The organism is Achromobacter deleyi (genome assembly GCF_902859705.1).
Taxonomy (GTDB): Bacteria; Pseudomonadota; Gammaproteobacteria; order Burkholderiales; family Burkholderiaceae_B; genus Achromobacter; species Achromobacter deleyi.
In genome coordinates this window covers 1-24,834 of the sequence record NZ_CADIJO010000037.1, presented here as the reverse complement: position 1 = coordinate 24,834, position 24,834 = coordinate 1, and the positions used below count along the sequence as shown (strand labels likewise).

The 24,834-nt window shown below is 67.2% G+C and carries 20 protein-coding genes and 1 tRNA gene; 13 read left to right on the top strand and 8 right to left on the bottom strand.

Annotation, left to right across the window (positions count from 1 at the left end; all coding sequences use genetic code 11):
* Positions 1–2: 2 nt before the first annotated feature.
* From HV798_RS29380 to HV798_RS29370, 3 genes are all read right to left on the bottom strand, one after another.
* Positions 3–74, bottom strand: a tRNA-Trp gene (locus tag HV798_RS29380).
* Positions 75–154: 80 nt separating this feature from the next.
* A complete protein-coding gene (locus HV798_RS29375) occupies positions 155–1,678 on the bottom strand; it encodes a fumarate hydratase (protein ID WP_175190736.1) in 1,524 nt (507 codons plus the stop codon).
* A 76-nt stretch (positions 1,679–1,754) separates the two neighbouring features.
* Positions 1,755–2,522 carry a crotonase/enoyl-CoA hydratase family protein gene (locus HV798_RS29370; protein ID WP_175190735.1) on the bottom strand — a complete coding sequence of 256 codons (768 nt, stop codon included), beginning with the start codon at positions 2,520–2,522 and terminating at the stop codon, positions 1,755–1,757.
* A 320-nt stretch (positions 2,523–2,842) separates the two neighbouring features.
* Here HV798_RS29370 and glyQ point away from each other — a divergent pair, with 320 nt between their 5' ends.
* From glyQ to def, 8 genes are all read left to right on the top strand, one after another.
* Positions 2,843–3,754, top strand: coding sequence for a glycine--tRNA ligase subunit alpha (glyQ, locus tag HV798_RS29365; protein WP_025136700.1), 912 nt, complete (start codon positions 2,843–2,845; stop codon positions 3,752–3,754).
* Positions 3,755–5,893, top strand: coding sequence for a glycine--tRNA ligase subunit beta (gene glyS / locus HV798_RS29360; RefSeq protein ID WP_175190734.1), 2,139 nt, complete (start codon positions 3,755–3,757; stop codon positions 5,891–5,893).
* Positions 5,890–6,429 carry a D-glycero-beta-D-manno-heptose 1,7-bisphosphate 7-phosphatase gene (gene gmhB / locus HV798_RS29355; protein WP_025136698.1) on the top strand — a complete coding sequence of 180 codons (540 nt, stop codon included), beginning with the start codon at positions 5,890–5,892 and terminating at the stop codon, positions 6,427–6,429. Before glyS ends, gmhB begins: the two co-directional genes overlap by 4 nt.
* On the top strand, positions 6,429–7,157 hold the full coding sequence (locus HV798_RS29350; RefSeq protein WP_025136697.1) for a lysophospholipid acyltransferase family protein: 729 nt from the start codon (positions 6,429–6,431) through the stop codon (positions 7,155–7,157). Before gmhB ends, HV798_RS29350 begins: the two co-directional genes overlap by 1 nt.
* A complete protein-coding gene (locus tag HV798_RS29345; protein ID WP_175190733.1) occupies positions 7,144–8,202 on the top strand; it encodes a M48 family metallopeptidase in 1,059 nt (352 codons plus the stop codon). Before HV798_RS29350 ends, HV798_RS29345 begins: the two co-directional genes overlap by 14 nt.
* Before the next feature lie 44 nt (positions 8,203–8,246).
* Positions 8,247–9,389: a 2-aminoethylphosphonate--pyruvate transaminase gene (locus HV798_RS29340; RefSeq protein WP_175190732.1), complete on the top strand. Its 1,143-nt coding sequence runs from the start codon at positions 8,247–8,249 to the stop codon at positions 9,387–9,389.
* Positions 9,390–9,400: 11 nt separating this feature from the next.
* Entirely contained in the window at positions 9,401–9,796 is a 396-nt protein-coding gene (gloA, locus tag HV798_RS29335) for a lactoylglutathione lyase (protein ID WP_175190731.1), read from the top strand.
* Positions 9,797–10,000: 204 nt separating this feature from the next.
* Positions 10,001–10,534 (top strand): peptide deformylase, encoded by a 534-nt coding sequence (gene def, locus HV798_RS29330; RefSeq protein WP_175190730.1) that lies wholly within the window; start codon positions 10,001–10,003, stop codon positions 10,532–10,534.
* Here def and HV798_RS29325 read toward each other — a convergent pair.
* The gene (locus HV798_RS29325; protein WP_246289289.1) at positions 10,522–12,921 is read right to left on the bottom strand and encodes an acyl-CoA dehydrogenase; all 2,400 of its coding nucleotides are present in this window, start codon (positions 12,919–12,921) and stop codon (positions 10,522–10,524) included. The two genes, def and HV798_RS29325, sit on opposite strands and share 13 nt — an antisense overlap.
* Before the next feature lie 149 nt (positions 12,922–13,070).
* Here HV798_RS29325 and HV798_RS29320 point away from each other — a divergent pair, with 149 nt between their 5' ends.
* Positions 13,071–14,300 carry a nucleoside recognition domain-containing protein gene (locus HV798_RS29320; RefSeq protein WP_175190729.1) on the top strand — a complete coding sequence of 410 codons (1,230 nt, stop codon included), beginning with the start codon at positions 13,071–13,073 and terminating at the stop codon, positions 14,298–14,300.
* 45 nt (positions 14,301–14,345) lie between these two features.
* Here HV798_RS29320 and pyk read toward each other — a convergent pair whose 3' ends face one another.
* The gene (gene pyk, locus HV798_RS29315; protein WP_025136690.1) at positions 14,346–15,788 is read right to left on the bottom strand and encodes a pyruvate kinase; all 1,443 of its coding nucleotides are present in this window, start codon (positions 15,786–15,788) and stop codon (positions 14,346–14,348) included.
* A 105-nt stretch (positions 15,789–15,893) separates the two neighbouring features.
* Here pyk and HV798_RS29310 point away from each other — a divergent pair, with 105 nt between their 5' ends.
* Positions 15,894–17,036, top strand: a complete 1,143-nt coding sequence (locus HV798_RS29310) for a glycerate kinase (protein ID WP_175190728.1) — start codon at positions 15,894–15,896, stop codon at positions 17,034–17,036.
* A 121-nt stretch (positions 17,037–17,157) separates the two neighbouring features.
* On the opposite strand, the gene rsmA is transcribed toward HV798_RS29310, so the two are convergent.
* From rsmA to HV798_RS29295, 3 genes are read right to left on the bottom strand one after another with little or no spacing between them, the layout of a single operon-like run.
* Positions 17,158–17,949: a 16S rRNA (adenine(1518)-N(6)/adenine(1519)-N(6))-dimethyltransferase RsmA gene (gene rsmA / locus HV798_RS29305; protein WP_175190727.1), complete on the bottom strand. Its 792-nt coding sequence runs from the start codon at positions 17,947–17,949 to the stop codon at positions 17,158–17,160.
* A 19-nt stretch (positions 17,950–17,968) separates the two neighbouring features.
* A complete protein-coding gene (locus HV798_RS29300; RefSeq protein WP_175190726.1) occupies positions 17,969–19,543 on the bottom strand; it encodes a peptidylprolyl isomerase in 1,575 nt (524 codons plus the stop codon).
* Entirely contained in the window at positions 19,540–21,939 is a 2,400-nt protein-coding gene (locus HV798_RS29295; protein ID WP_175190725.1) for an LPS-assembly protein LptD, read from the bottom strand. The genes HV798_RS29300 and HV798_RS29295 overlap by 4 nt, the downstream gene beginning before the upstream one ends.
* 168 nt (positions 21,940–22,107) lie before the next feature.
* Here HV798_RS29295 and HV798_RS29290 point away from each other — a divergent pair, with 168 nt between their 5' ends.
* From HV798_RS29290 to HV798_RS29280, 3 genes are all read left to right on the top strand, one after another.
* Entirely contained in the window at positions 22,108–23,148 is a 1,041-nt protein-coding gene (locus HV798_RS29290) for an aminoglycoside phosphotransferase family protein (RefSeq protein ID WP_175190724.1), read from the top strand.
* The gene (murU, locus tag HV798_RS29285) at positions 23,148–23,834 is read left to right on the top strand and encodes an N-acetylmuramate alpha-1-phosphate uridylyltransferase MurU (protein ID WP_175190723.1); all 687 of its coding nucleotides are present in this window, start codon (positions 23,148–23,150) and stop codon (positions 23,832–23,834) included. Before HV798_RS29290 ends, murU begins: the two co-directional genes overlap by 1 nt.
* Before the next feature lie 157 nt (positions 23,835–23,991).
* Positions 23,992–24,690: a DUF6776 family protein gene (locus HV798_RS29280; protein WP_025136683.1), complete on the top strand. Its 699-nt coding sequence runs from the start codon at positions 23,992–23,994 to the stop codon at positions 24,688–24,690.
* The last annotated feature ends 144 nt before the right edge of the window (positions 24,691–24,834 follow it).

The following is a 24,834-nucleotide window of genomic DNA, read 5'->3' as shown; positions in this document are numbered from 1 at the left end:
GGATCCGGGAGCTGGAGTCGAACCAGCGCCTATCCAGAGTGGAGCCGGATGTTCTACCGCTGAACTATCCCGGAATTGGGGCCAGTATAAACACAGCCCTGCCGCGAAAAAAATCGGCCGCTACAAGAGCGGCCGACTTCGATGCAGACGAGGCTTACGCCACCGCGACCGGGATCTTGCCGATCTTGGCCTGCCATTCCTTCGGGCCGGTCGTGTGGACCGAGGTGCCCTGGGAGTCAACCGCCACGGTCACCGGCATGTCCTTCACGTCGAATTCGTAGATGGCTTCCATGCCCAGGTCGGCAAAGCCCAGCACCTTGGCGCCGCGAATGGCCTTGGACACCAGGTACGCCGCGCCGCCCACGGCCATCAGGTAGGCCGAACCGTGCTTCTTGATCGCCTCGATGGCGACGGGGCCGCGTTCGGACTTGCCGATCATGGAGATCAGGCCGGTCTTCTCCAGCATCATGTCGGTGAACTTGTCCATGCGCGTCGCGGTGGTCGGGCCAGCGGGACCCACCACTTCGTCGCCCACCGGATCCACCGGACCCACGTAATAGATGACGCGGTTGGTGAAATCCACCGGCAGCGGCTCGCCCTTGGCCAGCATGTCCTGGATGCGCTTGTGCGCGGCATCGCGGCCGGTCAGCATCTTGCCCGACAGCAGCAGGGTCTGGCCCGGCTTCCAGCTGGCGACTTCTTCGCGCGTCAGCGTGTTCAGGTCGACCTGCTTGGACTTGTTGTAGTCGGGCGCCCAGTGCACTTCGGGCCATTCCGACAGCGACGGCGGGTCCAGGCGGGCCGGGCCCGAGCCGTCCAGCTCGAAGTGGGCGTGGCGGGTGGCCGCGCAGTTCGGGATCATGGCGACGGGCTTGGAGGCCGCGTGCGTCGGGAAGGTGCTGATCTTGACGTCGAGCACGGTGGTCAGGCCGCCCAGGCCCTGGGCGCCGATGCCCAGCGCGTTGACCTTCTCGTACAGCTCGATGCGCAGCTCTTCCAGCTTGTTCTGCGGGCCGCGGGCCAGCAGCTCGTACATGTCGATGTCTTCCATCAGCGACTGCTTGGCCATCAGCATGGCCTTTTCGGCGGTGCCGCCGACGCCGATGCCCAGCATGCCCGGCGGGCACCAGCCGGCGCCCATGGTCGGGACCGTCTTGAGCACCCAGTCCACCAGCGAGTCGCTGGGGTTGAGCATGGCGAACTTGGACTTGTTTTCCGAACCGCCGCCCTTCGAAGCCAGCTGCACGTCGACCTTGTCACCCGGGACAAGTTCGACGTGCAGGATACAGGGCGTGTTGTCGCGGGTGTTCTTGCGGGCGAACAGCGGATCGTCCAGCACGGAGGCGCGCAGCGGATTGTCCGGGTTCAGGTAGCCGCGGCGCACGCCTTCGTCGCACAGCTCTTGCAGCGTGCGCTTGGTGTCGAAGCGCACTTCCATGCCGACCTTCAGGAACACATTGACGATGCCGGTGTCCTGGCACAGCGGACGCTTGCCCTCGGCGCACATGCGCGAGTTGGTCAGGATCTGCGCCATCGCATCGCGCGCGGCCGGGCTTTCCTCGCGCTCGTAGGCGCGGGCCAGGTGGCGGATGTAGTCGACGGGATGGTAGTAGCTGATGAACTGGATGCCATCAGCGATAGACTGGATGAAGTCTTCTTCTTTGATGAGGACGGACATGGCGATATGCGGGTTACGAAGAGAACGTGAAAACGCGGCCGGCTAGCCGGCCGCGCGCGATGGGGTGCAGCTTATTTTATTTGCCTTGCCAGACCGGTTTGCGCTTCTCGGCAAAGGCGGTGGCGCCTTCCTTGGCGTCGGCCGACGCGAAAATATGCGCGATCAGCGGCCGCTGGCGGTTGAACATGTCGTCCTGATTCCAGTCGCCCGACTGCGCCACGATGCTCTTGGCGGTCTGCACCGACAGCGGGCCGTTCTCGACGATGGCGCGCGCCAGTTCCAGCGCGCCGGCCAGGGCGCCGCCGGGTTCGGTCAGGCGGTTGACCAGGCCAAAGCTGTAGGCGCGCTCGGCGCTCAGCATGTCGCCCGTCAGGATCACTTCCATGGCGATGTGGTACGGCAGGCGGCGCGGCAGGCGCAGCATGCCGCCGGCGCCGGCCACCAGGCCGCGCTTGACCTCGGGCAGGCCGAACTTGGCGTTGCTGGCGGCCACGATCAGGTCGGATGCCAGGGCCATTTCGCAGCCACCGGCCAGGGCATAGCCTTCGACCGCGGCGATCAGGGGCTTCTTGGGCGGCGCTTCGTTCAGGCCGGCGAAACCGCGGCCTTCCACATAGGGGCGCTGGCCCGACTTGGCAAAGGCCTTCAGGTCCATGCCCGACGAGAACGTGCCGCCCGCGCCCGTCAGGATGCCGATGCGCACGTCGTCGCGGCTGTCCAGCTGGTCCAGCGCGGCGGCCATGGCCTGCGCGGTTTCCAGGTTGATGGCGTTCTTGGCTTCGGGGCGATTGATCGTGATGATCTGGATGCCGTCGGCGACTTCCACCGAGATCAGGTCAGACATGCGGATGCTCCTTCCGGGGTGTTGGTGTGATGCGTTGGTTTTATATAAGACTGCGCGTCAACCTGGAATGATACGACCAATGGTTGGCCGCCGCAGGCGCGGGGCCGGCCGGTGTCCGCCAGGAGCACGCCGGCCGGACGGCCCCTGCCATCCGTCCCCGGCGGGACGATCGGCGGCCATGGCACGCCAGGAAATATGTAACGGCAGGGATATCGCCCCATTTCCGGGGGCCGGCCCCCGCCCTGCCCCGGGCCAGTTAAAATGCCCGGTTTCCCACGCCCACGGCAGACGTCGCCCGGCGACCGAATTCCAAGAATCCTATGCTCACCTTTCAGCAAATCATCCTTACGCTCCAGGAATACTGGGACAAGCAGGGTTGCGCCCTGCTGCAGCCCTACGACATGGAAGTCGGCGCCGGCACCTCGCACACGGCCACGTTCCTGCGGGCCATCGGGCCGGAACCCTGGCGCGCCGCCTACGTGCAGCCCTCGCGCCGCCCCAAGGATGGCCGCTACGGCGAAAACCCCAACCGCCTGCAACACTATTACCAGTACCAGGTGGTGCTGAAACCCGCGCCCCCGGAAATCCTGGACCTGTACATCGGTTCGCTCAAGGCGCTGGGCATCGACCCCACGCAGCACGACATCCGCTTCGTCGAAGACGACTGGGAAAACCCCACCCTGGGCGCCTGGGGCCTGGGCTGGGAAGTCTGGCTCAACGGCATGGAAGTCACCCAGTTCACCTACTTCCAGCAAGTGGGCGGCCTGGACTGCACCCCGACCACCGGTGAAATCACCTACGGCCTGGAACGCCTGGCCATGTACCTGCAGGACGTGCAAAGCGTGTACGACCTGGTCTGGACCGAAGGCGCCAACGGCAATCGCGTGCTGTACCGCGACGTCTTCCACCAGAACGAGGTCGAGCAATCCACCTATAACTTCGAGCACTCGTCGGCCGAAATGCTGTTCTCGCATTTCAACGACTACGAAGCCGAAGCCAAGCGCCTGATGGACGTGCCCCTGGCGCTGCCCGCCTACGAGGCCGCGCTCAAGGCCGCGCACACCTTCAACATGCTGGACGCGCGCGGCGCGATCAGCGTGACCGAACGCGCCGCCTACATCGGCCGCATCCGCAACCTGTCGCGCGCCGTCGCGCAGGCCTACTACGATTCCCGCGAACGACTGGGCTTTCCCATGCTGGGCCGCGACAAGGCCGCCGGGGAGGCTGCATAAATGACGACGAACATCCGCCCGCTGCTGGTCGAACTGCTGACCGAAGAACTCCCGCCCAAGGCCCTGCAGAAGCTGGGCCAGGCCTTTGCCGAAGGCGTGCGCGCCACGCTGCAGCGCCACGGCCTGTTGGCCGAGGGCTGCGCCGTGCAGGCGTTTTCCACGCCGCGCCGCCTGGCCGTGTACCTGTCGGCCGTGCTGGCCCAGGCGCCTGACCAGGCCTACGCCGAAAAGCTGATGCCCGTGAAGATCGGCCTGACCGAAGACGGCAAGGCGACCCCGGCGCTGCAGAAGAAGCTGGCTGCCAAGGGCCTGGACAACATCGACCTGGCCACCCTGGAACGCGAATCCGACGGCAAGCAGGACTACCTGGTTGCCCGCGGCACCGCCCCCGGCGCCCAACTGGCCGCCGGCCTGCAGGAAGGCATCGACGCGGCCATCGACGGCCTGCCGATCCCCAAGGTCATGCGCTACCAATTGGCCGACGGCGTCACCACCGTGAAGTTCGTGCGCCCCGCGCACGGTCTGGTCGCCCTGTTCGGCGCCGACGTCGTGCCCGTCACCGCGCTGGGCCTGACCGCCGGCCGCGACACCCTGGGCCACCGCTTCATGAGCAGCGGCGCCGTGTCCTTCGCCGATGCCGACGCCTACGCCGCTACCCTGGCCGAAAAGGGCCATGTGGTGGCCTCGTTCGAAGGCCGCCGCGATGAAATCCAGCGCCAGCTGCTCGACCACGCCGGCCGCCTGTCGGCCACGCTGGGCGACGACCCCGAAGTGGCCGCGCTGCTCGACGAAGTCACCGCCCTGGTCGAACACCCCACCGTCTACGTGGGCCAGTTCGAAGAGCAGTTCCTGCAAGTGCCGCAGGAATGCCTGATCCTGACCATGCGGTTGAACCAGAAATACTTCCCGCTGTTCGACCCGGCCACCGGCCGCCTGACGCACCGCTTCCTGATCGTGAGCAACATGCACACGGACAACCCGGTGAACATCGTCGAAGGCAACCAGCGCGTGGTGCGCCCGCGCCTGGCCGACGCCCAGTTCTTCTTCGAAACCGACCGCAAGACGCCGCTGGCCGCGCGCGTCGAGCAGCTGGGCTCGATCGTCTACCACAACAAGCTGGGCACCCAGCTTGAACGCGTCGAACGCGTGCGCGCCATCGCCCGCGACGTGGCCGGCAAGCTGGGCAGCGACGTCACCGCCGCCGACCGCGCCGCGCTGCTGGCCAAGGCCGACCTGGGTTCGAACATGGTGGGCGAATTCCCCGAGCTGCAAGGCATCATGGGCGCCTACTACGCCGCCGGCGACGGCGAGCCGGACAGCGTCGTGCAGGCCCTGCGCAACCAGTACCGCAACCGCTACGACGCCCCCGTCACGCAAGACGGCCTGACCGCCGCCGCGCTGTTCATCGCCGAGCGCGCCGAAACCCTGGTCGGCATCTGGGCCATCGGCCTGGCGCCCACCGGCGAACGCGATCCCTTCGGCCTGCGCCGCGCCGCGCTGGGCCTGATCAGCGCGTTCGAGCAACTGGCCGCGGGCGGCTGGCTCAAGCTCAACCAGGACGGCCCGCTGTCGCTGGACGGCCTGCTGGCCGCCACGGCCGCCACCTTCCCGGCCGGCAAGATCCCCGCCGAAACGCTGGCTGAAGTGCGCACCTTCATTTACGAGCGCTACCGCAACCAGCTCATCAACGACCACGACCGCAACGCGGTCGAGGCCGTCATCGCCCTGACGCCGCCGCTGCACCAGGTGGCCGAGCGCGTGCGCGCCGCCGCCGCCTTCGCGCAGCTGCCCGAAGCCGCCAGCCTGGCCGCCGCCAACAAGCGCATCGGCAACCTGCTCAAGAAGGCCGAAGGCGAGATCGGCGCGGTCAACGATGCCGCCCTGGTCGAACCCGCCGAAAAAGCCCTGGCCGCCGCGATTGCCGCGCTGCGCCCGCAGGCCGAGGCGCAACGCGCTGCCGGCGACTTCGCCGCCAACCTGCGCACCCTGGCCCAGGCCCGCGAACCCGTCGACGCCTTCTTCGCCGACATCATGGTCATGGCCGACGACCCCGCCGTGCGCGCCAACCGGCTGGCGCTGCTGGGCCAGTTGCACACCCTGATGAACCAGGTCGCTGACATTTCCAGGCTGGCACAGTGAAACTCATCATCCTCGACCGCGACGGCGTCATCAACCAGGACAGCGACGCATTCGTCAAGAACCCCGACGAATGGATCGCCCTGCCCGGCAGCCTGCAGGCCATCGCGCGCCTGACCCAGGCGGACTGGACCGTGGTCGTCGCCACCAACCAGTCGGGCCTGGCCCGCGGCCTGTTCGACATGGACACGCTCACCGCCATCCACACCAAGATGCGGCGCGAGCTGGCCGCGGCCGGCGGCAGCGTCGATGCCGTCTTCATGTGCCCGCATGGCCCGGACGACAACTGCACCTGCCGCAAGCCGCGCCCCGGCATGTTCGAGCAGATCGGCCACCGCTACGACGTCGACCTGGCCGGCGTGCCGGCCGTGGGCGATTCGCTGCGCGACCTGCAGGCCTCCAGCGCGGCGGGCTGCTCGCCGTGGCTGGTGCTGACCGGCAACGGCAAGAAGACGCTGGCCAAAGGCGGCCTGCCCGACAATACGCGGGTCTGCGACGACCTGTCGGCCGTGGCCGACGCCCTGCTCCAGGACAACTGATGGCCCGGCTGCGCTCGTTCCTGTATTTCCTCTTCCTGGCCATCACGGTCATCCCCTACGCCTTCGCCTGCATCCTGTGGGCGCCGCTGCCGCTGCACCTGCGCTACAAGCTCACGGTTGGCTGGCCGCGCCTGGCCATCTGGGGCGCCAAGGTGTTCTGCGGCATCCGCTGGCAGGTCAAGGGCTGGGAAAACCTGCCCGACGGCCCCGCCGTGCTGCTGTCCAAGCACCAGTCGGCCTGGGAAACCCTGTTCTTCCCGGCCTACATGCCGCGCGAAGTCTGCTTCGTCTACAAGAAAGAACTGCACATGGTGCCGTTCTTCGGCTGGGGCCTGGCGCTGCTGCGCATGATCGCCATCGACCGCTCCAAGGGCCGCGACGCCTTCGACCAGGTGGTCAAGCAGGGACAGACCCGGCTGGACGAAGGCCGCTGGCCGCTGCTGTTTCCCGAAGGCACCCGCGTGCCGCCGGGCAAGACCGCGCGTTTCAAGATGGGCGGCGCCCTGCTGGCCTCGCGCACCGGCGCGGTCGTCATCCCGGTCGCGCACAATGCCGGCGAATGCTGGCGGCGCAACGCCTTCGTCAAATATCCGGGCCTGGTTACGCTATCCATCGGTCCCGCGATAGAATCCAAGGGAATCTCCCCCGAAGAACTGAACCAGAAAGTGCAGGACTGGATCGAAGGGGAAATGCGGCGTCTCAACCCTGAAAGGTATGGCCAGCACTGATCAGCTCGAACTTCTGTTCGACGTGCACGACCACGACGCGCCCTCGGGCGCGTCGCCGCTGAACGCGCGCCCCCCAGCGCGGCCCTCTGTCCCACGCGCTGCCCCGCCTGACGTCCACCCGCAGTCTGCGCTGCTGTTTCCCGCGGCGGCGCCTGTCGCGCCCCCTGCAGTTACGCCCCCTGCTGTTACGCCCACTGCGGCCGCGCCATCCGCCCCCAAGCCTGCCGGCGAGCCGCTGCTGACGCTATCGCCCAACGCCGCCTCGCGCGTGCCCACGCCCTGCCCCGATCCCATGCCGCCCGGCGCCCGCTGGCGCGAGGTCGACACCGACCCGCAGCCCATCGGCTTCGTGCTGCTGCGCTCGCGTCGCCGCAGCATCGGCTTTGTCATCACCGACGACGGCCTGCGCGTCACGGCGCCCAACTGGGTCACGCTGGCGCAGATCGACGACGCCGTCCGCGAAAAAGCCCGCTGGATCGTCGCCAAGCTGCGCGAATGGCACACTCGCAAGCAGCAGCTGGCCATGGCGCACACGCGCTGGCAGGCCGGCGGCGAACTGCCTTACCTGGGCAAGCGCATCGTGCTGGGCGTGGGGGGCGACAGCCGCCAGACCTTCCTGTCCGGCAATGCCGATGCCCCCGCCGATGGCGACACGCTGTGGCTGGCCCTGCCCGCCACGGCCGACCAGGGCCGCATCCGCGACGCCGCGCAGGCCTGGCTGCAGCAGCGGGCCGGCGCCTGGTTCGGCGCGCGGCTGGCGCACTTCCTGCAGATCAGCGGCCTGAAGATCAGCCGCTGGCGCCTGTCGTCGGCGGCCACGCGCTGGGGCTCGTGCACCAGCGACGGCAACATCATGCTGAACTGGCGCCTGGTCCACTTTGCACCGGCCATCATCGACTACGTGATCGCGCACGAGCTTGCCCACTTGCGCGAAATGAACCACAGCCAGGACTTCTGGCGCGAAGTGGGCCAGATCCTGCCCGACTTCGAAGAAGCCAAGAACGTGCTGCGGCGCCACGATCCCGCCTCGCTCCCCCAATTCTAGGACTGGCGCGAGGCGACTTTGCGACCCCCTCGGAGACACCAAAAATGCTGCTGCTGATTCCCGGCCCGGTCACGACCGATGCCCGGGTGAAGGCCGCCATGGCGCAGGATTACGCGCCCTGGGACAACGAATTCCGTGCGCTGTACCGCCAGGTCTGCGCCGGCGTGCTGCGCGTGGCCCAGGCCGACGCCGCCCACCACGAAGCGCTGGCGCTGCCCGGCTGCGGCCATTTCGCGGTGGAAGCCGCGATCCGCACCTTCGTGCCCGCGGGCGGGCGCCTGCTGGCGCCGTCCACCGGCGCCTACGCCAGCCGCCTGCAGAAGCTGGCGGCCGATGCCGGCCGCATCGCCGTGCCGCTGGCCGTGGGCACCCGCGAACGCGTCGATCCGCAAGCCGTGGCGCGGGCGCTCGAGCAAGACCCCACGCTGACCCATGTGGCGCTGGTCTACAGCGAAACCGGCAGCGGCATCTGCCACGACGTGCCCGAACTGGCGCGGGTGGCCCACGCCCTGGGCCGCCGCGTCATCGTCGACGCCGTGTCGGCCTTCGGCGCGCTGCCGCTGGACCTGGCTGCCCTGCCGGCCATCGATGCCGTCGTGCTGACCGCAAACAAATGCCTGGAAGGCCTGCCCGGCGCCGCCTTCGTCGTGGCCCGCCGCGACCGTCTGCAAGCCGCCCAAGGCAATGCCGGCAGCTGGTCGCTGGACCTGGCCGACATCTACCAGCACACGCTGGCACCCAACGCCGGCCCGCGCTTCACGCCGCCCGCCCCGACGCTGGCGGCGCTGGCCGTGGCGCTGGACCTGTATCATCAGGAAGGCCGCGAGGCCCGCCTGGCGCGCTACACCGCCAACATGCGCACGCTGTACGACGGCGTGGCCGGCCTGGGCCTCACGCCCTACCTGACGCCCGACCTGCAAGGCCCCATCGTCATCAACGTGCATGCGCCCGACGCACCGACCTGGAACCTGCAGCTGTTCGTCGACGCGCTCAAGCAACGCGGTTTCGTGCTCAGCAATTTCACCAACACCGAACAACCCACCTTCCGGGTCGGCTGCATCGGCGCCTTCGGGCCCGACCAGATGCGGCTTGCGGTCGACGCCATGGGCGGCGCGCTGCAAGACCTGGGAATTTCCAGGGACCATGCCGGGCACGCCCGGTTCATCCCCCAACCCCTCACCGCTTAAGGAATTTCTCCATGCGTATGCTCCACACCATGCTGCGAGTCGGCAACCTCGACAAGTCCATCGATTTCTACACCAACGTGCTCGGCATGCGCGTCCTGCGCCGCAACGACTACCCCGACGGCAAGTTCACCCTGGCCTTCGTGGGCTACCAGGACGAATCCGAAGGCGCCGTCATCGAGCTGACCCACAACTGGGACACCGACAAGTACGACCTGGGCACCGGCTACGGCCACATCGCCCTGGAAGTCGACAACGCCTACGAAGCCTGTGACAAGGTCAAGGCGCGCGGCGGCAAGGTCACCCGCGAAGCCGGCCCGATGAAGCACGGCACCACCGTGATCGCGTTCGCCGAAGATCCGGACGGCTACAAGATCGAGTTCATCCAGAAGAAGGGTCGGGTAGATTAAGGGCCCCCACGCCGCGCCCGCTTCGCAGGCTTGCTGCCCCCCGAGGGGGCACTTTCCCCTTGGGGCGGCCCGGCGGGGAAAGGGCCCCCACGCTGCGCCCGCTTCGCAGGCTTGCTGCCCCCCGAGGGGGCGCTTTCCCCTTGGGGCGGCCCGGCGGGGAAAGAATCCTTCTGGTAGATTGATTGTTCTTTCTTGACCGTCATCATGATCCACACCATCCTCAAAATGGGCGATCCCCGGCTGCTGCGCGTTGCGCCGCCGGTCGAGCGCTTCGATACCCCCGAGCTGCACGCCCTGATCACAGACATGTTCGAGACCATGGCGGCGGCGCAGGGCGTAGGCCTGGCCGCGCCGCAGATCGGCGTGGACCTGCAGCTGGTCATCTTCGGTTTTGACCGCAACGAGCGCTATCCCGACGCGCCCGCGGTGCCCCAGACCATCCTGTGCAATCCCGTCATCACGCCGCTGTCGGACGAGATGGAAGACGGTTGGGAAGGCTGCCTGTCGGTGCCGGGCCTGCGCGGCATGGTGCCGCGCTACCGCCACATCCGCTACACCGGCAAGGACCCCTACGGCCGCGACATCGAGCGCGAGGCCGAAGGCTTCCATGCCCGGGTGGTGCAGCACGAATGCGACCACCTGATCGGCCGGCTGTACCCGTCCCAGATCCAGGATTTCACGAAGTTCGGCTTCACTGAAATCCTGTTCCCGGGCATGGACCCGAATCAGGACGACTGATCGGCGGGCGGTACCGGCGCAGGCTTGACGTCCGTGCCGGCTTCGGCCTTGGCCGCGGGCTCGGGTGCCGGCGTGGCTGAGGCCTTGGCTGCGGGCGCGTGTGCCGGCGCGGCTTCGGCCTTGGCCGCAGGCTCGCGGCCCGGCGTGGCTTCGGCCTCCGCCGCCTGCGGCGACAGGTCGCGCGGCGCGAAATCATCCACTTGCAGCACCCGCGACACGATCGCCTCGGCCTCTTCCAGCTGCGCCGCCTGCGATGCCGAGATCGCGCCATGGCGATGCGCCTCGCGCCAGTCGCGCACACCCGACTGCTTGAGCCGGTCGCGGATCGGCTGCACCGCATCCACCACCGCAAAGGCCCGCGTCAGCAGCGCAAGCGGATCATCGTCTTGCGCACTGTCGGCCGCCGCCCGTTGCAGATCGGCCGCCAACCGCACGTGCGTGGGCGACGGCTTGAGCAGCAGTTCCGCGCATTCGCGGGTCAGTGCATCGTCCGGCCCCTTGGCCAGCCTCAGCGGCAGGATAGCCACCCGCAAGCCCCAGGCCATCACCCGGCCGGGCAGGTTCGACAGCACCTGGTCCATGCGCTTTTCGATTTCCGCGTAACCTTGCTGCAGGCACCAATGCACCAGCGGCAGGTCGTCGTGCTTGCGGCCTTCGTCTTCCCAGCGCTTGAGCACCGCCGACAGCAGGTACAGCTCGGACAGGATGTCGCCCAGCCGCGCCGAGATCATCTCGCGGCGCTTCAGCCCGCCGCCCAGTTGAGCCAGCGTGGCATCCGCCAGCAGCGCGAAGCCGGAGGCATAGCGCCCCAGCCGGCGATAGTGCCGGGCGGTGGGCCCGGACACCGGCGACGGCGCCAGGACGCCGCCCGTCCAGGCACGGCCGATGGCACGCAGCGCATTCATGCCGGTGTGCCGCAAGTGGCGCCAGAACACGTCATGGAAGACCTCCATGCCGCGCTCTTCGTCGGGGTTGCCCAGCGCCAGCATTTCCGGCATCAGGTACGGATGCGCGCGAATCGCGCCCTGGCCGAAGATGATCAGGTTGCGGGTCAGGATATTGGCGCCTTCCACCGTGATGGCGATGGGCACCGCACGGTACAGCGCGCCCAGGTAGTTGCTGGGCCCGTCGATGACCGCCCGGCCGGCATGCACGTCCATCGCGTCGTTGACCGACACCCGCATGCGCTCGGTGGCGTGGTACTTCATGATGCCCGAGACCACCGCCGGCTTCACCCCCTGGTTCAGCGCCGCGCAGGTCAACCGGCGAGCGGCTTCCACCAGGTAGGCATTGCCCGCCAGGCTGGCCAGCCTTTCCTGCACGCCTTCGAACTTGCCCACCGGGATGCCGAACTGTTCACGCACCCGCGCATACATGCCGGTGGCGTGCGCGCTCATGACGCAGGCGGCGGCCGACAGCGACGGCAGCGAAATGCCGCGCCCCGCAGCCAGCGCGCTCATCAGCATCTGCCAGCCATGGCCGGCGCGCTCGGCCCCGCCGATCAGGGCGTCCAGCGGCACGAACACATCGTGGCCGCGGTTGGGGCCGTTCTGGAACACCTGCATGGCCGGCAGGTGACGGCGGCCGATCTCGACGCCGGGCGCGTCGGTGGGCACCAGCGCCACCGAAATGCCGATGTCGCGCGCGCCGCCCAGAATGCCATCGGGGTCCGACATCTTGAATGCCAGCCCCAGCACCGTGGCCACCGGCCCCAGCGTGATGTAGCGCTTGTGCCAGTTCAGCCGCACGCCGATCAGCTCGCGGCCATCGACCACCTGGCGGCAAACGATGCCGGTATCGACCATGGACGCGGCGTCTGACCCCGCTTCGGGACTGGTCAGCCCGAAGCACGGCACCTCGCGGCCATCGGCCAGGCGGGGCAGCCAGTAGTCGCGCTGGGCAGGGGTGCCGAACTGCAGCAGCAGCTCGCCCGGTCCCAGCGAATTGGGCACCATGACGGTGACCCCGGCGGTGATGGAATAGGCGGAAATACGCCGCACCACTTCGGAATGCGCGTAAGGCGAAAAGCCCAGCCCGCCGTAGCGCTTGGGAATGATCATCCCGAAAAAGCGCTGCGCCTTCAGAAAGGCCCAGACCTCGGGCGGCAGGTCGCGCCGGTGCCAGGTGATATCCCATTCGTCCAGCATGGCGCACAGTTGCGCCACGGGGCCGTCGATGAAGCGCTGTTCGTCCGGCGTCAGGGTGGCCGCAGGCACGTCGAGCAGCTTGCGCCAGTCGGGATTGCCCGTGAACAGGTCCGCGTCCCACCAGGTGTCGCCGGCCTCGATGGCTTCGCGTTCGGTGGGCGACAGCGGCGGCATGGCCTTGCGGGCCCAACGGTAAGCGGGTTCGGAGATGCGGCGCCGGCGCCATGCGTTCAAATCCATGTGCTCCCCTTCTTGTTCGATGCCTCTGGGCGTATCAGGCCAAAGTACCAGAATTGGCCCGCCGGGGCCAAGCTGGACCGGGCTGACTCTGCGACAATGGGCCTCCCCTTTGCGGGAACGCAATCAACCGCTATCCAGGCGCACGCCGCATGCTGAACAAACTCTGGCTGGGCTTTTTCCTGACGGCCACCGCTGCCGCCCTGTACCGCTGGCTGGCCATCGGCGACCCCGATGTCTTTCGCGCCATGGTCGCCAGCCTGTTCGACATGGCGCGGGTCTCGGTCGAAGTCATGGTGCTGCTGTTCGGCACGCTCACGCTGTGGCTGGGCTTTCTGCGCATCGCTGAACGCGCGGGCCTGGTCGAAAAGCTGGCGTGGCTGCTGGGGCCGCTGTTTGCCAGGCTGATGCCGGAGGTGCCGCGCAACCATCCCGCCATCGGCCTCATCACCCTGAATTTCGCCGCCAACGGCCTGGGCCTGGACAACGCCGCCACGCCCATCGGCCTGCGCGCCATGCGCGAGCTGCAAGCGCTCAACCCCAAGCCCGACACCGCCAGCAACGCGCAGATCCTGTTCCTGGTGCTCAATGCGTCGTCATTGACGCTGCTGCCGGTGACCCTGTTCATGTTCCGCGCCCAGCAGGGCGCGCCCGACCCCACCCTGGTATTCCTGCCGATCCTGCTGGCCACCAGCGCGTCCACGCTGGCCGGCTTCCTGGCGGTGGCGGCCTGCCAGCGCCTGCGGCTGGCCGACCCCGTCATCCTGCTGTGGCTGGGCGGCGTGGCGCTGGTGCTGGGCGGCTTCATGGCGCTGTTGGCCAGCATGTCGGCCACCGCCATTGCCGCACTGTCGTCGCTGATGGGCAACCTGGCCCTGTTCGGCATCCTGCTCGCCTTCCTGGTCGTGGGCGCCTGGAAAAAGGTGCCGGTCTACGAGGCCTTCATCGAAGGCGCCAAGGAAGGCTTCGACATCGCCAAGAGCCTGTTGCCGTACCTGGTGGCCATGCTGTGCGCGGTGGGCGTGCTGCGGGCATCCGGCGCGCTGGACTTCCTGCTTGATGGCATACGCTGGCTTGCCGCGCATGCCGGCTGGGACACGCGTTTCGTCGACGCGCTGCCCACCGCTCTGGTCAAGCCGTTCTCGGGCAGCGCCGCGCGCGCCATGATGCTCGAAACCATGGCGCATTTCGGCGTGGACAGCTTCCCGGCGCTGCTGGCGGCGGTGGTGCAAGGCAGCACCGAAACCACCTTCTATGTGCTGGCCGTGTACTTCGGTTCGGTCGGCATCCTGCGCGCGCGCCATGCGGTCGGCTGCGCGCTGATCGCCGACTTGGCCGGCGTGCTCGCGGCCATCGGCGTGTGCTACTGGTTCTTCGGCTGATCGCCAGCGGCGCCGGTCCTGGTACGGGCCGACGCCACCGCCCGATCAATCGACCAGCAGGATCTTCATGCCGTTGGTGCCGCCGCTGTCACGGTAGAAATCGCCCTTGGTCAGGATGACCCAGTCGCCTTCCTTCACCAGGTTGCGCTTTTTCAGTTCATCGATGGCGGCGTTGCTCAGGTCGGCCGGCTCGTAGTCGGACGGCGCGAACGGAATGGTGTAGACGCCCCGGAACATGGTGACGCGGTTCTGCGTGACGCTGTGCGGGCTGTAGCAGTAGATCGGCACGCCGGAGCGGATGCGCGACATGATCAACGGCGTGTGGCCGCTTTCGGTCAGCGCGATGATCGCCTTCACGCCCGGAAAGTGGTTGGCCGCATACATGGCCGCCAGCGCAATGGTTTCGTCGCAGCGCGTGAAGGTTTCGCCCAGACGGTGGTGCGACTGCGTGCTGGTGGGATGCTTTTCGGCGCCCAGGCACACCCGCGCCATGGCCTGCACGGTTTCGACCGGGTACTGGCCCGACGCGCTTTCGGCCGACAGCATCACGGCGTCGGTGTAGTCCAGCACCGCATTGGCCACGTCCGACACTTCGGCACGCGTGGGGATGGGGCTGGAAATCATGGACTCCATCATCTGGGTCGCGGTGATCACCACCTTGTTCAGCGTGCGCGCGTGCTGGATGATGCGTTTCTGGATGCCGACCAGTTCGGCGTCACCCACTTCCACGCCCAGGTCGCCGCGCGCCACCATCACGCCGTCGCTGGCGCGGATCAGCGCGTCCAGCGCTTCGTCGTCGGCCACGGCTTCGGCGCGTTCGATCTTGGCGATGATCCACGCGTCGCTGCCCGCCGCGCGCAGCAGTTCACGCGCCTCGTCGATGTCGCTGCCATAGCGCGGGAACGACACCGCCACGAAGTCCAGCTGCATCTCGGCGGCCAGCTTGATGTCGACGCGATCCTTGTCGGTCAGGCTGGGGGCAGACAGCCCGCCGCCGCGCCGGTTGATGCCCTTGTTGTTGGACAGCGGGCCGCCCACGGTGACAGTCGTGTGAACCTCGTCGCCTTCGACCCGGTCCACCACCAGCACCACGCGGCCATCGTCGAGCAGCAGCTCGTCGCCCACGCGGCAGTCCTGCACCAGCTCGGGGTAGTCGATGCCCACGATGCTGGCCGTGCCGGCATCTTTCGGATGCACGCGCGACAGCGTGAACGGCTGGCCCACCTGCAGGTGCACCAGCTTGTCGGTGAAGCGCGCGATGCGGATCTTGGGGCCTTGCAGGTCGCCCATGACGGCGACGAAGCGGCCTTGCCGCGCGGCGGTCTCGCGCACCAGGCGGGCGCGTTCGCGGTGATCATCGGCGCTGCCGTGCGAGAAGTTCAGCCGCGCCACATCCAGGCCCGCCTTGATCATGGCGTCGATGCGTTCGGGCGTCGACGTCGACGGGCCCAGGGTGGCGACAATTTTGGTGCGGCGCAATACAGGCATGGCGATCCACTCTCACATGAACAACGAAAGCGTTATGGTACGCCGGCAGCGGATGCACGGGTATCATGGTCAACACCCTGACACCCTCTCTGTGCCGCCGACTCCGTGAAAATCGTCATCGCTCCTGACTCGTTCAAAGAAAGCGTTTCCGCACCCGACGCCGCAGCGGCCATCGCGCGCGGCGTCAAGGCCGCCTTCCCCGGCGCGCACACGGTATGCATCCCCATGGCCGACGGCGGCGAAGGCACGGTACAGGCCGTGCTGGCCGCGGCAGGCGGCCAGGCGCGCCAACGCACCGTCAACGATGCGCTGGGCCATAAGGTCGATGCCGTCTGGGGCTTGCTCGATGACGGCACCGCCATCATCGAAATGGCCGCGGCGGCCGGCCTGGAACTGATCCCACCGTCCAAGCGCGACCCCCTGCGCGCCAGCAGCCATGGGGTGGGCGAATTGATCCTGGCCGCGCTGGATGCGGGCGCCAGGCACATCATCCTGGGCCTGGGCGGCTCGGCCACCAACGATGCCGGCGCCGGCATGCTCACGGCGCTGGGCCTGCGCCTGCTCGACAAAGAAGGCCGCAGCCTGCCGCCCGGCGGCGGCGCGCTGGGCCAACTGGCCAGCATCGACGCGCGCGGGCTCGATGCGCGTCTGGCCGATGTCCGCATCGACATTGCGTCCGACGTCGACAATCCCCTGTGCGGCCCGCAAGGCGCGTCGCACATCTTCGGTCCGCAAAAAGGCGCGACGCCCGAACAGGTCAACGCGCTGGACGACATGCTGTCGCACTTCGCCGACATCTGCGCACGCCAACTGGGCGCCGACCGCCGCGACGAAGCCGGTGCGGGCGCTGCGGGCGGCCTGGGCTTTGCGGCCAAGACCTTCCTCAACGCGCAGTTCCGTCCCGGCGTGGACATCGTGGCCGAACTCGGCGGCCTGGCCGCCGCCATGCAAGGCGCCGCGCTGGCCTTCACCGGCGAAGGCCGCATGGACGCACAGACCCTGCGCGGCAAGACGCCCGCTGGCGTGGCCCGCATCGCCCGCCAGGCCGGCGTGCCGGTGGTGGCCCTGGCCGGTTCGCTGGGCGAGGGCTACGAAGCCCTGCACGCCTGCGGCATCAGCGCCGCCTTCAGCCTGGCGCCCGGCCCCATCACGCTGCAGCAGGCCCTGACCGACGCCGAGCGCCTGCTGCACGATCGTGCGCGCGACGTCATGCAGCTATGGATGGCCGCGCAAAAGCGGATGCTGTAGCCCGCGCGTTTTCGCTGTGCTGTTTTGGCTGTGCCGTTTCCCGGCACCACCAACGCGACGCCGTTTTTCCGGCACGAAAAAAAGCCCGCTCGACGCGGGCTTTCTTGATGGCGATGCGGCATCAGCCGCGTTGCAGAATACCGGCCTCGACCAGCGCATCCGACAAGCGGATGTAGCGATCCACCGAGATATCCTCGGCGCGTGCCGTGGGCGCGATGTCCAGCGCCTCCCAGGGCACTTGCGGCGCCCAGTCGGCCAACACCCGGCGCAGCATCTTGCGGCGCTGCGAAAACGCGCGGGCCACCACGGTTTCGAAGGCCCGCTCGCTGACCGGCCGCAGGCGATCGGCCGGCAGCGGCACCATGCGCACGATGGCCGACACCACCTTGGGCGGCGGATCGAAGGCCTCGGGCGGCACGTCGAACAGCTTGTGCATGCGGTAGCGCGATTGCAGCATCACGGACAGGCGGCTGAAATCGCCGCTGCCGGCCTGCGCCACCATGCGGTCGATCACTTCGCGCTGCAGCATGAAATGCTGGTCGCGGATATGGTCAGCCCAGGTCATCAGGTGAAACAGCAGCGGGCTGGAGATGTTGTAGGGCAGGTTGCCCACCACCCGCAGGCCGTTGCCGAACTGCGAGAAATCCACTGTCAGGGCATCGGCCTCGACCACCGTCAGGCGGTCGGGCTCGAACTGCTTGCGCAGGCGGGCCGCCAGGTCGCGGTCGATCTCAACCGCGGTCAGGTGGTTCAGCCGTTCGAGCAGCGGCCGGGTCAGGGCCGACAGCCCGGGGCCGATCTCGACCACGTTATCGTCGCGGGCGGGTCCGACCGCCCGGACGATGGACTCGACCACGCTCTCGTCGGTCAGGAAGTTCTGGCCAAAGCGCTTGCGCGCCTGGTGTGAAGACATGAAAAGCCCGGGCTGGTGATCAGCGGTTGTTCTGGTTGATACGGTCCTGCTTTTCAAGACGGTTGTCCACGTACGCCTGGGCGCGCAGTTGATCAAGCCAATCTTCAAAAGCGGGTTGGGCGCGGCGCTCGAACAGGATCTGGCGGGCCTTCATGCGCGCCAAATCATCGGTAGCGTCATGCTGGCGGCGCTCTTCGACCTGGATCAGGTGCCAGCCGAACGGCGTCTGGATCGGTTGGCTGATTTCACCCGGCTTGAGCGCGTTCATGGCGGCCTCGAAGGGCGGCACGGTCTCGCCCGGGTTCAGCCAGCCCAGATCGCCGCCCTGCGGCGCGGTCGCGTCCTGCGAGTACTGGCGCGCCATGTCTTCGAACTTGGCATCGCCGGCCACCAGGCGCTGACGCACCTGTTCCAGGCGCTGACGAGCCAGCTCGTCGCTCATGACGGTCGAGGTCTTGATGAGGATGTGGCGCGCGTGCGTCTGCATCACTTCCACGGGGCCTTGCGGCGCTTGCGCCTGGGGCTGCGGACGCGGCTGCGGCGCCGGCGTGGGCGCCGGTGCCCGGGCCGTGCGGCTAGGCGCGGGCTGCGCCGTGCCGCGGTCCATGACCTTCAGGATATGGAAGCCGTTGCCGCTTTGCAGCAGCGTGCTGACCTGGCCTTTTTGCAGATTGGCGATGGCCTTGGCGAACAGGTCGGGCCAGCCGTCCAGCGGACGCACGCCCATGACTCCGCCCTGCAAGGCTTCGGGACCGTCGGAACCGGCGGCGGCCAGGCTGGCGAAGTCGTCGCCGCGCTTGGCGCGCGCCAGCAGATCTTCGGCCTTCTTGCGCAAGGCCGCCACCTGGTCCGGCGACGAGCCTTCCGGCACACGCACCAGGATCTGCGCCACGGCGTAGAGCATCGGGCCGGCGGCTGCGGCGGCCTGTTCAGGCGCCGCTTCCGGCTGCGCCTGCTGCGCGGCCTGCTGGGCCGACTGCGAAGCGGCAGCGAACGCCGGGTTGCGGCGCTGGTCTTTCAGGAAGGCGTCCACTTCGGCATCGGAGATGACGATGTTGGAATCCACCGCGCGCTGGCGCAGGCGATCCGAACGGATCTCGTCGCGCAGCGACTTGCGGTAGCTGTCCCAGGTGGTGCCGGACTTCTCGATTTCCTGGCGCAGTTGCGCGGCGGTGATCTTGTTGCGGTCGGCGATGGTCTTGATGGCCTGGTCGACCTGGGCTTCATCGACGCGGATGCCCATGCGGTCGGCTTCGTGGCGCTGCACCCGTTCCATGATCAGGCGTTGCAACACCTGGTGCTGCAGCGTCTTGTCGTCAGGCACCTGGATGCCACGCGCCTTGAGTTCGCCGGCAATGCGCAGCGAAGCGTCGCGCAGTTCGCGCAGGGTGATCACATCCTTGTCGACCACGGCGGCAATGCCGTCAACGAACTGTTCGCCCGCAGGCTGCGGCGCGGCTTTCTGCGCGGTGGGCGCGTTCTTGCCGCCCTTGCCGGTCGGCTCCGCCGCATGCGCGGCGGAGAAGGCGGCGCAAACGGCCAGCAACAGCGCGTTGCCGGAGAAGCGACGCAAAGAGTGCAACCTACGCATCATTCATACCTTTCAAATGTGGTCCCGGTAGGAACAGGCGGGGTGATGTTCGAATAACCGGGGATACTTCTATTCAGCAGGTTCATCGGATCGGTTCCCAGGGAACCCAGTCCGGTCAACTCAAGCTGGAAAAACAGCGCCGTATTGGCATCGGTGGCGGACACGGCGTAACGCTGGAACACCATCCGGCCAACCCAGCAGCAATTGCCCTTGTATTCGAGGCCGGCAATGGCCTGCGTGATACGCGGGGAATCGGTCGTGCCGCTCACGGTGCTGGAAGGACCATTGCGCAGCGAGTAGTCAACCCGGCCCACGCCATACCAGCGCTTGGTGAACGGCCACTGGACCGCCAGGCTGATCTGGTTCTGGCCTTGGGGCTGGTACGCCACGCCCGTCTGCGGGTCACGCTGATAACGATACGCCAAGGCGATCGTGGTCAGGCGCTGCGGCGACCAGCGGCCGCTCAGCAACGTGCGCGACCAACGGTTGTCGTAGGGGTTGTACTGCGCCGCCACATCGGTGGAGAACGTATCGGTGAGCGCAGCGCTGGCGCCCACCAGGAAGTCGGAACGCACGTTTTCACGCGGCGTTTCGCCAGGCAGGGTCACTTGCTGGTCGGCGAAGTACAGGCGCTGCGCCACGGCCAGGGACGCGCGCTCGAAACCGGTCGAGGCGTCGAGCCAGCGGGTCGTCAGCGCGGCGGTCAGCTGGTTGGCATTGGAAATGCGGTCCCAGCCACCGGTATAGATGTTCTCGTCGAAAGCCTGCGAAAAGCTGAAGTCGGACAGCGACGTGTCGTAGACCGGAATCTTGGATTGGTCGCGATACGGCACGCGCAAGTAGTACAGGCGGGGTTCGAGCGTTTGCGTCGACGCCTTGCCGAACAGCGTGGTGTCGCGCTCGAAGATCAAGCCCGCATCCAGCGACATGATGGGCACCGTGCGCGATTGCGAACGCGGATAGCCGAAAGCCGTGTTGAAGTTGGGGCTATTGGGATCGGTGTTCAACCGGTTCCAGTCGCCGTTGTACCAACTGGTCTGGTACTGCGTGTAGTTGACGCCCACCTTCGGCACCACGAACCAGCCCGGACGGACGATCGGATAGGACACCGTCGGATAGGTCTGCAGACGGTCGCCATTGGGGCCGTTACGATTACCCAGCAAGAGCGGCTTGCTGAAACGCACCGCTGTCGAAGTCCAATCGACATCGAAACCGCCCCAGTCATAACGGGCGCCACGCAGGTAGAGCTCCGGCTCTTTGTCGTAGGGCGGAGCCAGCAGCGCATCCGGATCTTGCAGGGTCTGGTACTTGTAGACTTGTGCGTAAGCGCTCCAGTAGGTCGACGCCCAGCCTACCCGCGCCCGCTGCGGCAGATAGGTGGTCGACGCCTGGTTCAAGCCCAACTGGGAAATGTCTCGAAAGTAGTCGTCGTCGGACACCTTGGCGATGTCCCAATCGGCGTAGAAACCACCGGACAGTAACTGTTGATGCCGCCACCAGTACATCCAGCGATCGTTGCCACTGACGTTGTCGTTGGGCAGGTATGCGCCGTCAACCGTGCCGTTGTATCCCCAACCCAGATAGCGGAACTCGCCGCCCATCTGCAGCCCGCGCTTGGAGAAATAGCGAGGCTGGATGGTCGCGTCGTAGTTCGGCGCAATGTTCAGGTAGTAAGGCAGCGAAAAGTCGAAGCCACCCTTGCTGGTGGTGCCATACGTGGGCATCAAGAAGCCCGACTTGCGCTCTTTCTTGACCGGGAAGGTCATGTAGGGCGATGCCAGGATCGGCACATCCTTGAAATACAGCACGCCGCTACGGGCCACGCCTTCGTTTTCGTCGAAGTCGATGTCGACTGTATTGGCCTTGATGTACCAGGACGGCGTCTCGCAAGCGCAGCCGCTGTAGGTCACCGTGTGCAGCCGCATCTGCGACTTGCTGAAGATGTCGGCCTTGTCGGCCACGGCAAAGCCGCCCGTGGCGCCCAGCCAGAAGTTGGGCTTTTCGACTTCGCCGGAATACTTGTCGACGTTGAACTTGGCGGTCGGACCGGTCACCAGGGTGCCATCGCGCATCATGCGCGCATTGCCCTGGACGTCGACGTCGCCCGTGTCCTTGCGATAGTTGATCCGGTCGCCCTTGATCACGCCGTCGATGCGGCGCACCTGCGCCGCGCCGGTCAGCGTCAGGTCGGAGTCCGGATCACCTTCGATCGTGTCGGCCTCCATGTAGGCAGGGATATTCCCGTCCGGCAGGCGGTGCATCCGCAGCCCGGGGGAGGTGCGCAGCTCGGGAGCCGCGGTGATCGACGTCGATGAGGGAGCCGAACCTTGGCTGCCCTGGGCCTGAGCGGCCCCGGCGACGCTGATAGCAGATAGGATCAACCACCGAACCTTGCGCACGAGTGAAAACAGCCCTTTTTTACGATGGGGGAACCAGGCACCGGCGCCCAAGAAGGGCCAATGCTAACGGAAACGAGCCGGTATTATAGAGAAGCCGCGCCAGACGCCCAGCCTTATGTGCGCGGAACCCAAATTTCAGCAATATTGCCCTTCTGACACGGATCTTCCTTGAAAAACGATCATGACCCCCGCCTGGCGCAGATCCGCGCCTGGCTGGCAGGCCTGCCCGCCCAGCTGGGCCTGGCGCTGGACACGCTGCGTCCCGCCTCCGCCGATGCCAGCTTCCGCCGCTATTTCCGCCTGGACGCCGCCGGCCGCACCCTGATTGTCATGGACGCCCCGCCCCAGCACGAAGACTGCCGCCCGTTCCTGCACGTGGGGCAACTGCTGCGCGATGCCGGCCTGAACGTGCCCGCCGTGCTGGCACAAGACCTGGACCAGGGCCTGCTGCTGCTGTCCGACCTGGGCGAACAGACCTATTACCAGCGCATTCAGGAAGGCCTGGACGACGCCCGCCTGCAATCGCTGTACCGCGACGCCCTGGCCGCGCTGGTGCGGCTGCAACAGTCGGCCACCACCGGCCTGGCCCACTACGACACCGCCCGGCTGGCCGACGAACTCAAGCTGTTCCCCGAGTGGTACGTGCAAAAGCACCATGGCGCCGTCATCGACGACAAGACCGCGCTGGCCCTGGAAAAGATCTTCGCCCTGCTGTCCGCCAGCAACGGCAACCAGCCCACCGTGCTGGTGCACCGCGACTTCCACTCGCCCAACCTGATGGTCTGCGACCAGCCGCAATATGGCCCCAACCCGGGTATCATCGACTTCCAGGACGCCCTGGCCGGGCCCATCACCTATGACCTGGCGTCACTGGTCACCGACGCCCGCACCACCTGGGAAGAGCCCCAGCAACTGGACTGGGCCATCCGCTACTGGGAAATGGCGCGCGCCGCCGGCCTGCCCGTGGATGCCGACTTCGCCGAATTCCACCGCGCCTACGAATGGATGGGGCTGCAGCGCAACCTGCGCATCCTGGGCGTGTTCGCGCGCCTGAACCACCGCGACGGCAAGGCCCATTACCTGGCCCACATGCCCCGCGTGAACGGCTACGTGCGCCAGGTGGCGCAGCGCTACGGCGTGTTCGCCCCCCTCCTGCGCCTCTTGGACAAGCTGGACGACCGCCAGGTCAGCGTCGGGTACACATTCTGATGCGAGCCATGATCCTGGCCGCGGGACGCGGCGAACGCATGCGCCCGCTGACCGACCGCCTGCCCAAGCCCATGCTGCCGGTCGGCGGCAAGCCGCTGATCGTCTGGCACCTGGAACGCCTGGCTGCCGCCGGCATCCGCGATGTGGTCATCAACCACGCCTGGCTGGGGCACGAAATCGAGCGTGCCCTGGGCGACGGCGCCGGTTTCGGCGTGCGTATCCGCTATTCGCCGGAAGGCACCGCGCTGGAAACCGCTGGCGGCATCGCCCAGGCCCTGCCGCTGCTCGGTCCGGCCCCGTTTCTGGTGATCAGCGGCGATATCTGGTGCGACTGGGACGTCGCCGCCGCCCCTGCCCTGGCCGCCAACCTGACGGCGGACAGCGCCTGGCTGCTCATGGTCGACAACCCGGCGCACCACCCCACGGGCGATTTCGTGCTGGAACCGGGCGGCCGGGTGCATGACCACGGCGAACCCCGTTTGACCTATTCCGGCTTCGGCGTCTACCATCCCAGCCTGTTCGCGGGCATTGCCCCCGGCACGACCGCCAAACTGGCCCCCCTGCTCCGGCAAGCCATGGAACAGGACAAGGTCCGCGGCGCTCGCCATACAGGCCGATGGACAGACGTCGGCACCCCCCAACGGTTGGCCGACCTCGACGCGCAGCTCGCTGCCCGCCCGGCTTGAGTCCCGACCAATGTCCACATATTTCACAATATCAAGGTGCGCAACGAGGCTTGTCCGCGCGCCCAACGCCCCGGGTTAACCGGGTATTCTCTGACGCTTTGGCTCGCGCGCGCAGCGCACAGCCAGGCAACACACAGGAAGTTTTCTAGGAATGGGGATGTTCGGAAGATCGCAACGGGCCGTATTCAAGCCCTCCGTATACCAACCCGGCCAACGCACGCGCCGCATGCCGCGCTGGCTGGTCCTGCTGCTGGTGGGCATCGCCCTGGGCGCGGGCGGCGTGCTCTTCCTGCAAACCAACTACGGTCCGCAGCGCCTGACCGTCGAGCAATCCGAGCAATTGCACAGCGAACTCAGCGCCTCCAAGCTTGAGAACCAGCGCCTGCAAAGCCAGCTCGAAGAAGCCACGCAGCAGCGCGATGCCAACAAGTCCGGCCACGAAAAGCTCACCGCCGACCTGGCCGATGCCCGCGCCAAGCTCGAAACCCAGAACAAGGAATTGGTCCTGTTCCAGGACGCCATGCCGCCCGATCCCCGCGGCGGCAACCTGGGCATCCGCTCGGCCACCTTCAAGCGCCAGCCCGGCCAGCTCGACTACCAGGTGCTGGTGATGCGCGAAGAGCGCACTGGCGCCCCCTTCAAAGGCACGCTCACCTTCTCCATCGACGGCAGCTACCCCAACGGCCGCGCCGCCACCGTCACCCCGGAAGGCCCGTCGCTCAATGTCGACCGCTACGACTATGCCCTGGGCCAACTGAAGCTGCCCGACGGCTTCACCCCCAAGGTCGTGGTGCTGCGCGTGATGGACGGCGCCCAGAAGCAGCAGGCCATGCGCATCTACTACGTGCGCAACTGAGGCCGCCAGGTTTCACGAAAAACCCGCCATGCCTGAACTGACCCCCGAAAGTTGGACTTTGATCCAACCTTCGGGGGTTTTTTGCATGGCAAAGTACGACGAGCAGTTCAAGCTGGACGCTGTCCGGCGGTATCTGTCTGAACA

Excerpts from the sequence above, each read along its gene's own strand:
- gloA (WP_175190731.1), top strand. The coding sequence starts at position 9,401 with ATGCGTATGCTCCACACCATGCTGCGAGTCGGCAACCTCGACAAGTCC.
- glyQ (WP_025136700.1), top strand. The coding sequence starts at position 2,843 with ATGCTCACCTTTCAGCAAATCATCCTTACGCTCCAGGAATACTGGGAC.
- rsmA (WP_175190727.1), bottom strand. The coding sequence starts at position 17,949 with ATGTCTTCACACCAGGCGCGCAAGCGCTTTGGCCAGAACTTCCTGACC.
- HV798_RS29350 (WP_025136697.1), top strand. The coding sequence starts at position 6,429 with ATGGCCCGGCTGCGCTCGTTCCTGTATTTCCTCTTCCTGGCCATCACG.
- HV798_RS29300 (WP_175190726.1), bottom strand. The coding sequence starts at position 19,543 with ATGATGCGTAGGTTGCACTCTTTGCGTCGCTTCTCCGGCAACGCGCTG.
- HV798_RS29325 (WP_246289289.1), bottom strand. The coding sequence starts at position 12,921 with ATGGATTTGAACGCATGGCGCCGGCGCCGCATCTCCGAACCCGCTTAC.
- HV798_RS29370 (WP_175190735.1), bottom strand. The coding sequence starts at position 2,522 with ATGTCTGACCTGATCTCGGTGGAAGTCGCCGACGGCATCCAGATCATC.
- HV798_RS29375 (WP_175190736.1), bottom strand. The coding sequence starts at position 1,678 with ATGTCCGTCCTCATCAAAGAAGAAGACTTCATCCAGTCTATCGCTGAT.
- HV798_RS29345 (WP_175190733.1), top strand. The coding sequence starts at position 7,144 with ATGGCCAGCACTGATCAGCTCGAACTTCTGTTCGACGTGCACGACCAC.
- HV798_RS29280 (WP_025136683.1), top strand. The coding sequence starts at position 23,992 with ATGTTCGGAAGATCGCAACGGGCCGTATTCAAGCCCTCCGTATACCAA.
- glyS (WP_175190734.1), top strand. The coding sequence starts at position 3,755 with ATGACGACGAACATCCGCCCGCTGCTGGTCGAACTGCTGACCGAAGAA.
- HV798_RS29320 (WP_175190729.1), top strand. The coding sequence starts at position 13,071 with ATGCTGAACAAACTCTGGCTGGGCTTTTTCCTGACGGCCACCGCTGCC.
- def (WP_175190730.1), top strand. The coding sequence starts at position 10,001 with ATGATCCACACCATCCTCAAAATGGGCGATCCCCGGCTGCTGCGCGTT.
- pyk (WP_025136690.1), bottom strand. The coding sequence starts at position 15,788 with ATGCCTGTATTGCGCCGCACCAAAATTGTCGCCACCCTGGGCCCGTCG.
- murU (WP_175190723.1), top strand. The coding sequence starts at position 23,148 with ATGCGAGCCATGATCCTGGCCGCGGGACGCGGCGAACGCATGCGCCCG.
- HV798_RS29340 (WP_175190732.1), top strand. The coding sequence starts at position 8,247 with ATGCTGCTGCTGATTCCCGGCCCGGTCACGACCGATGCCCGGGTGAAG.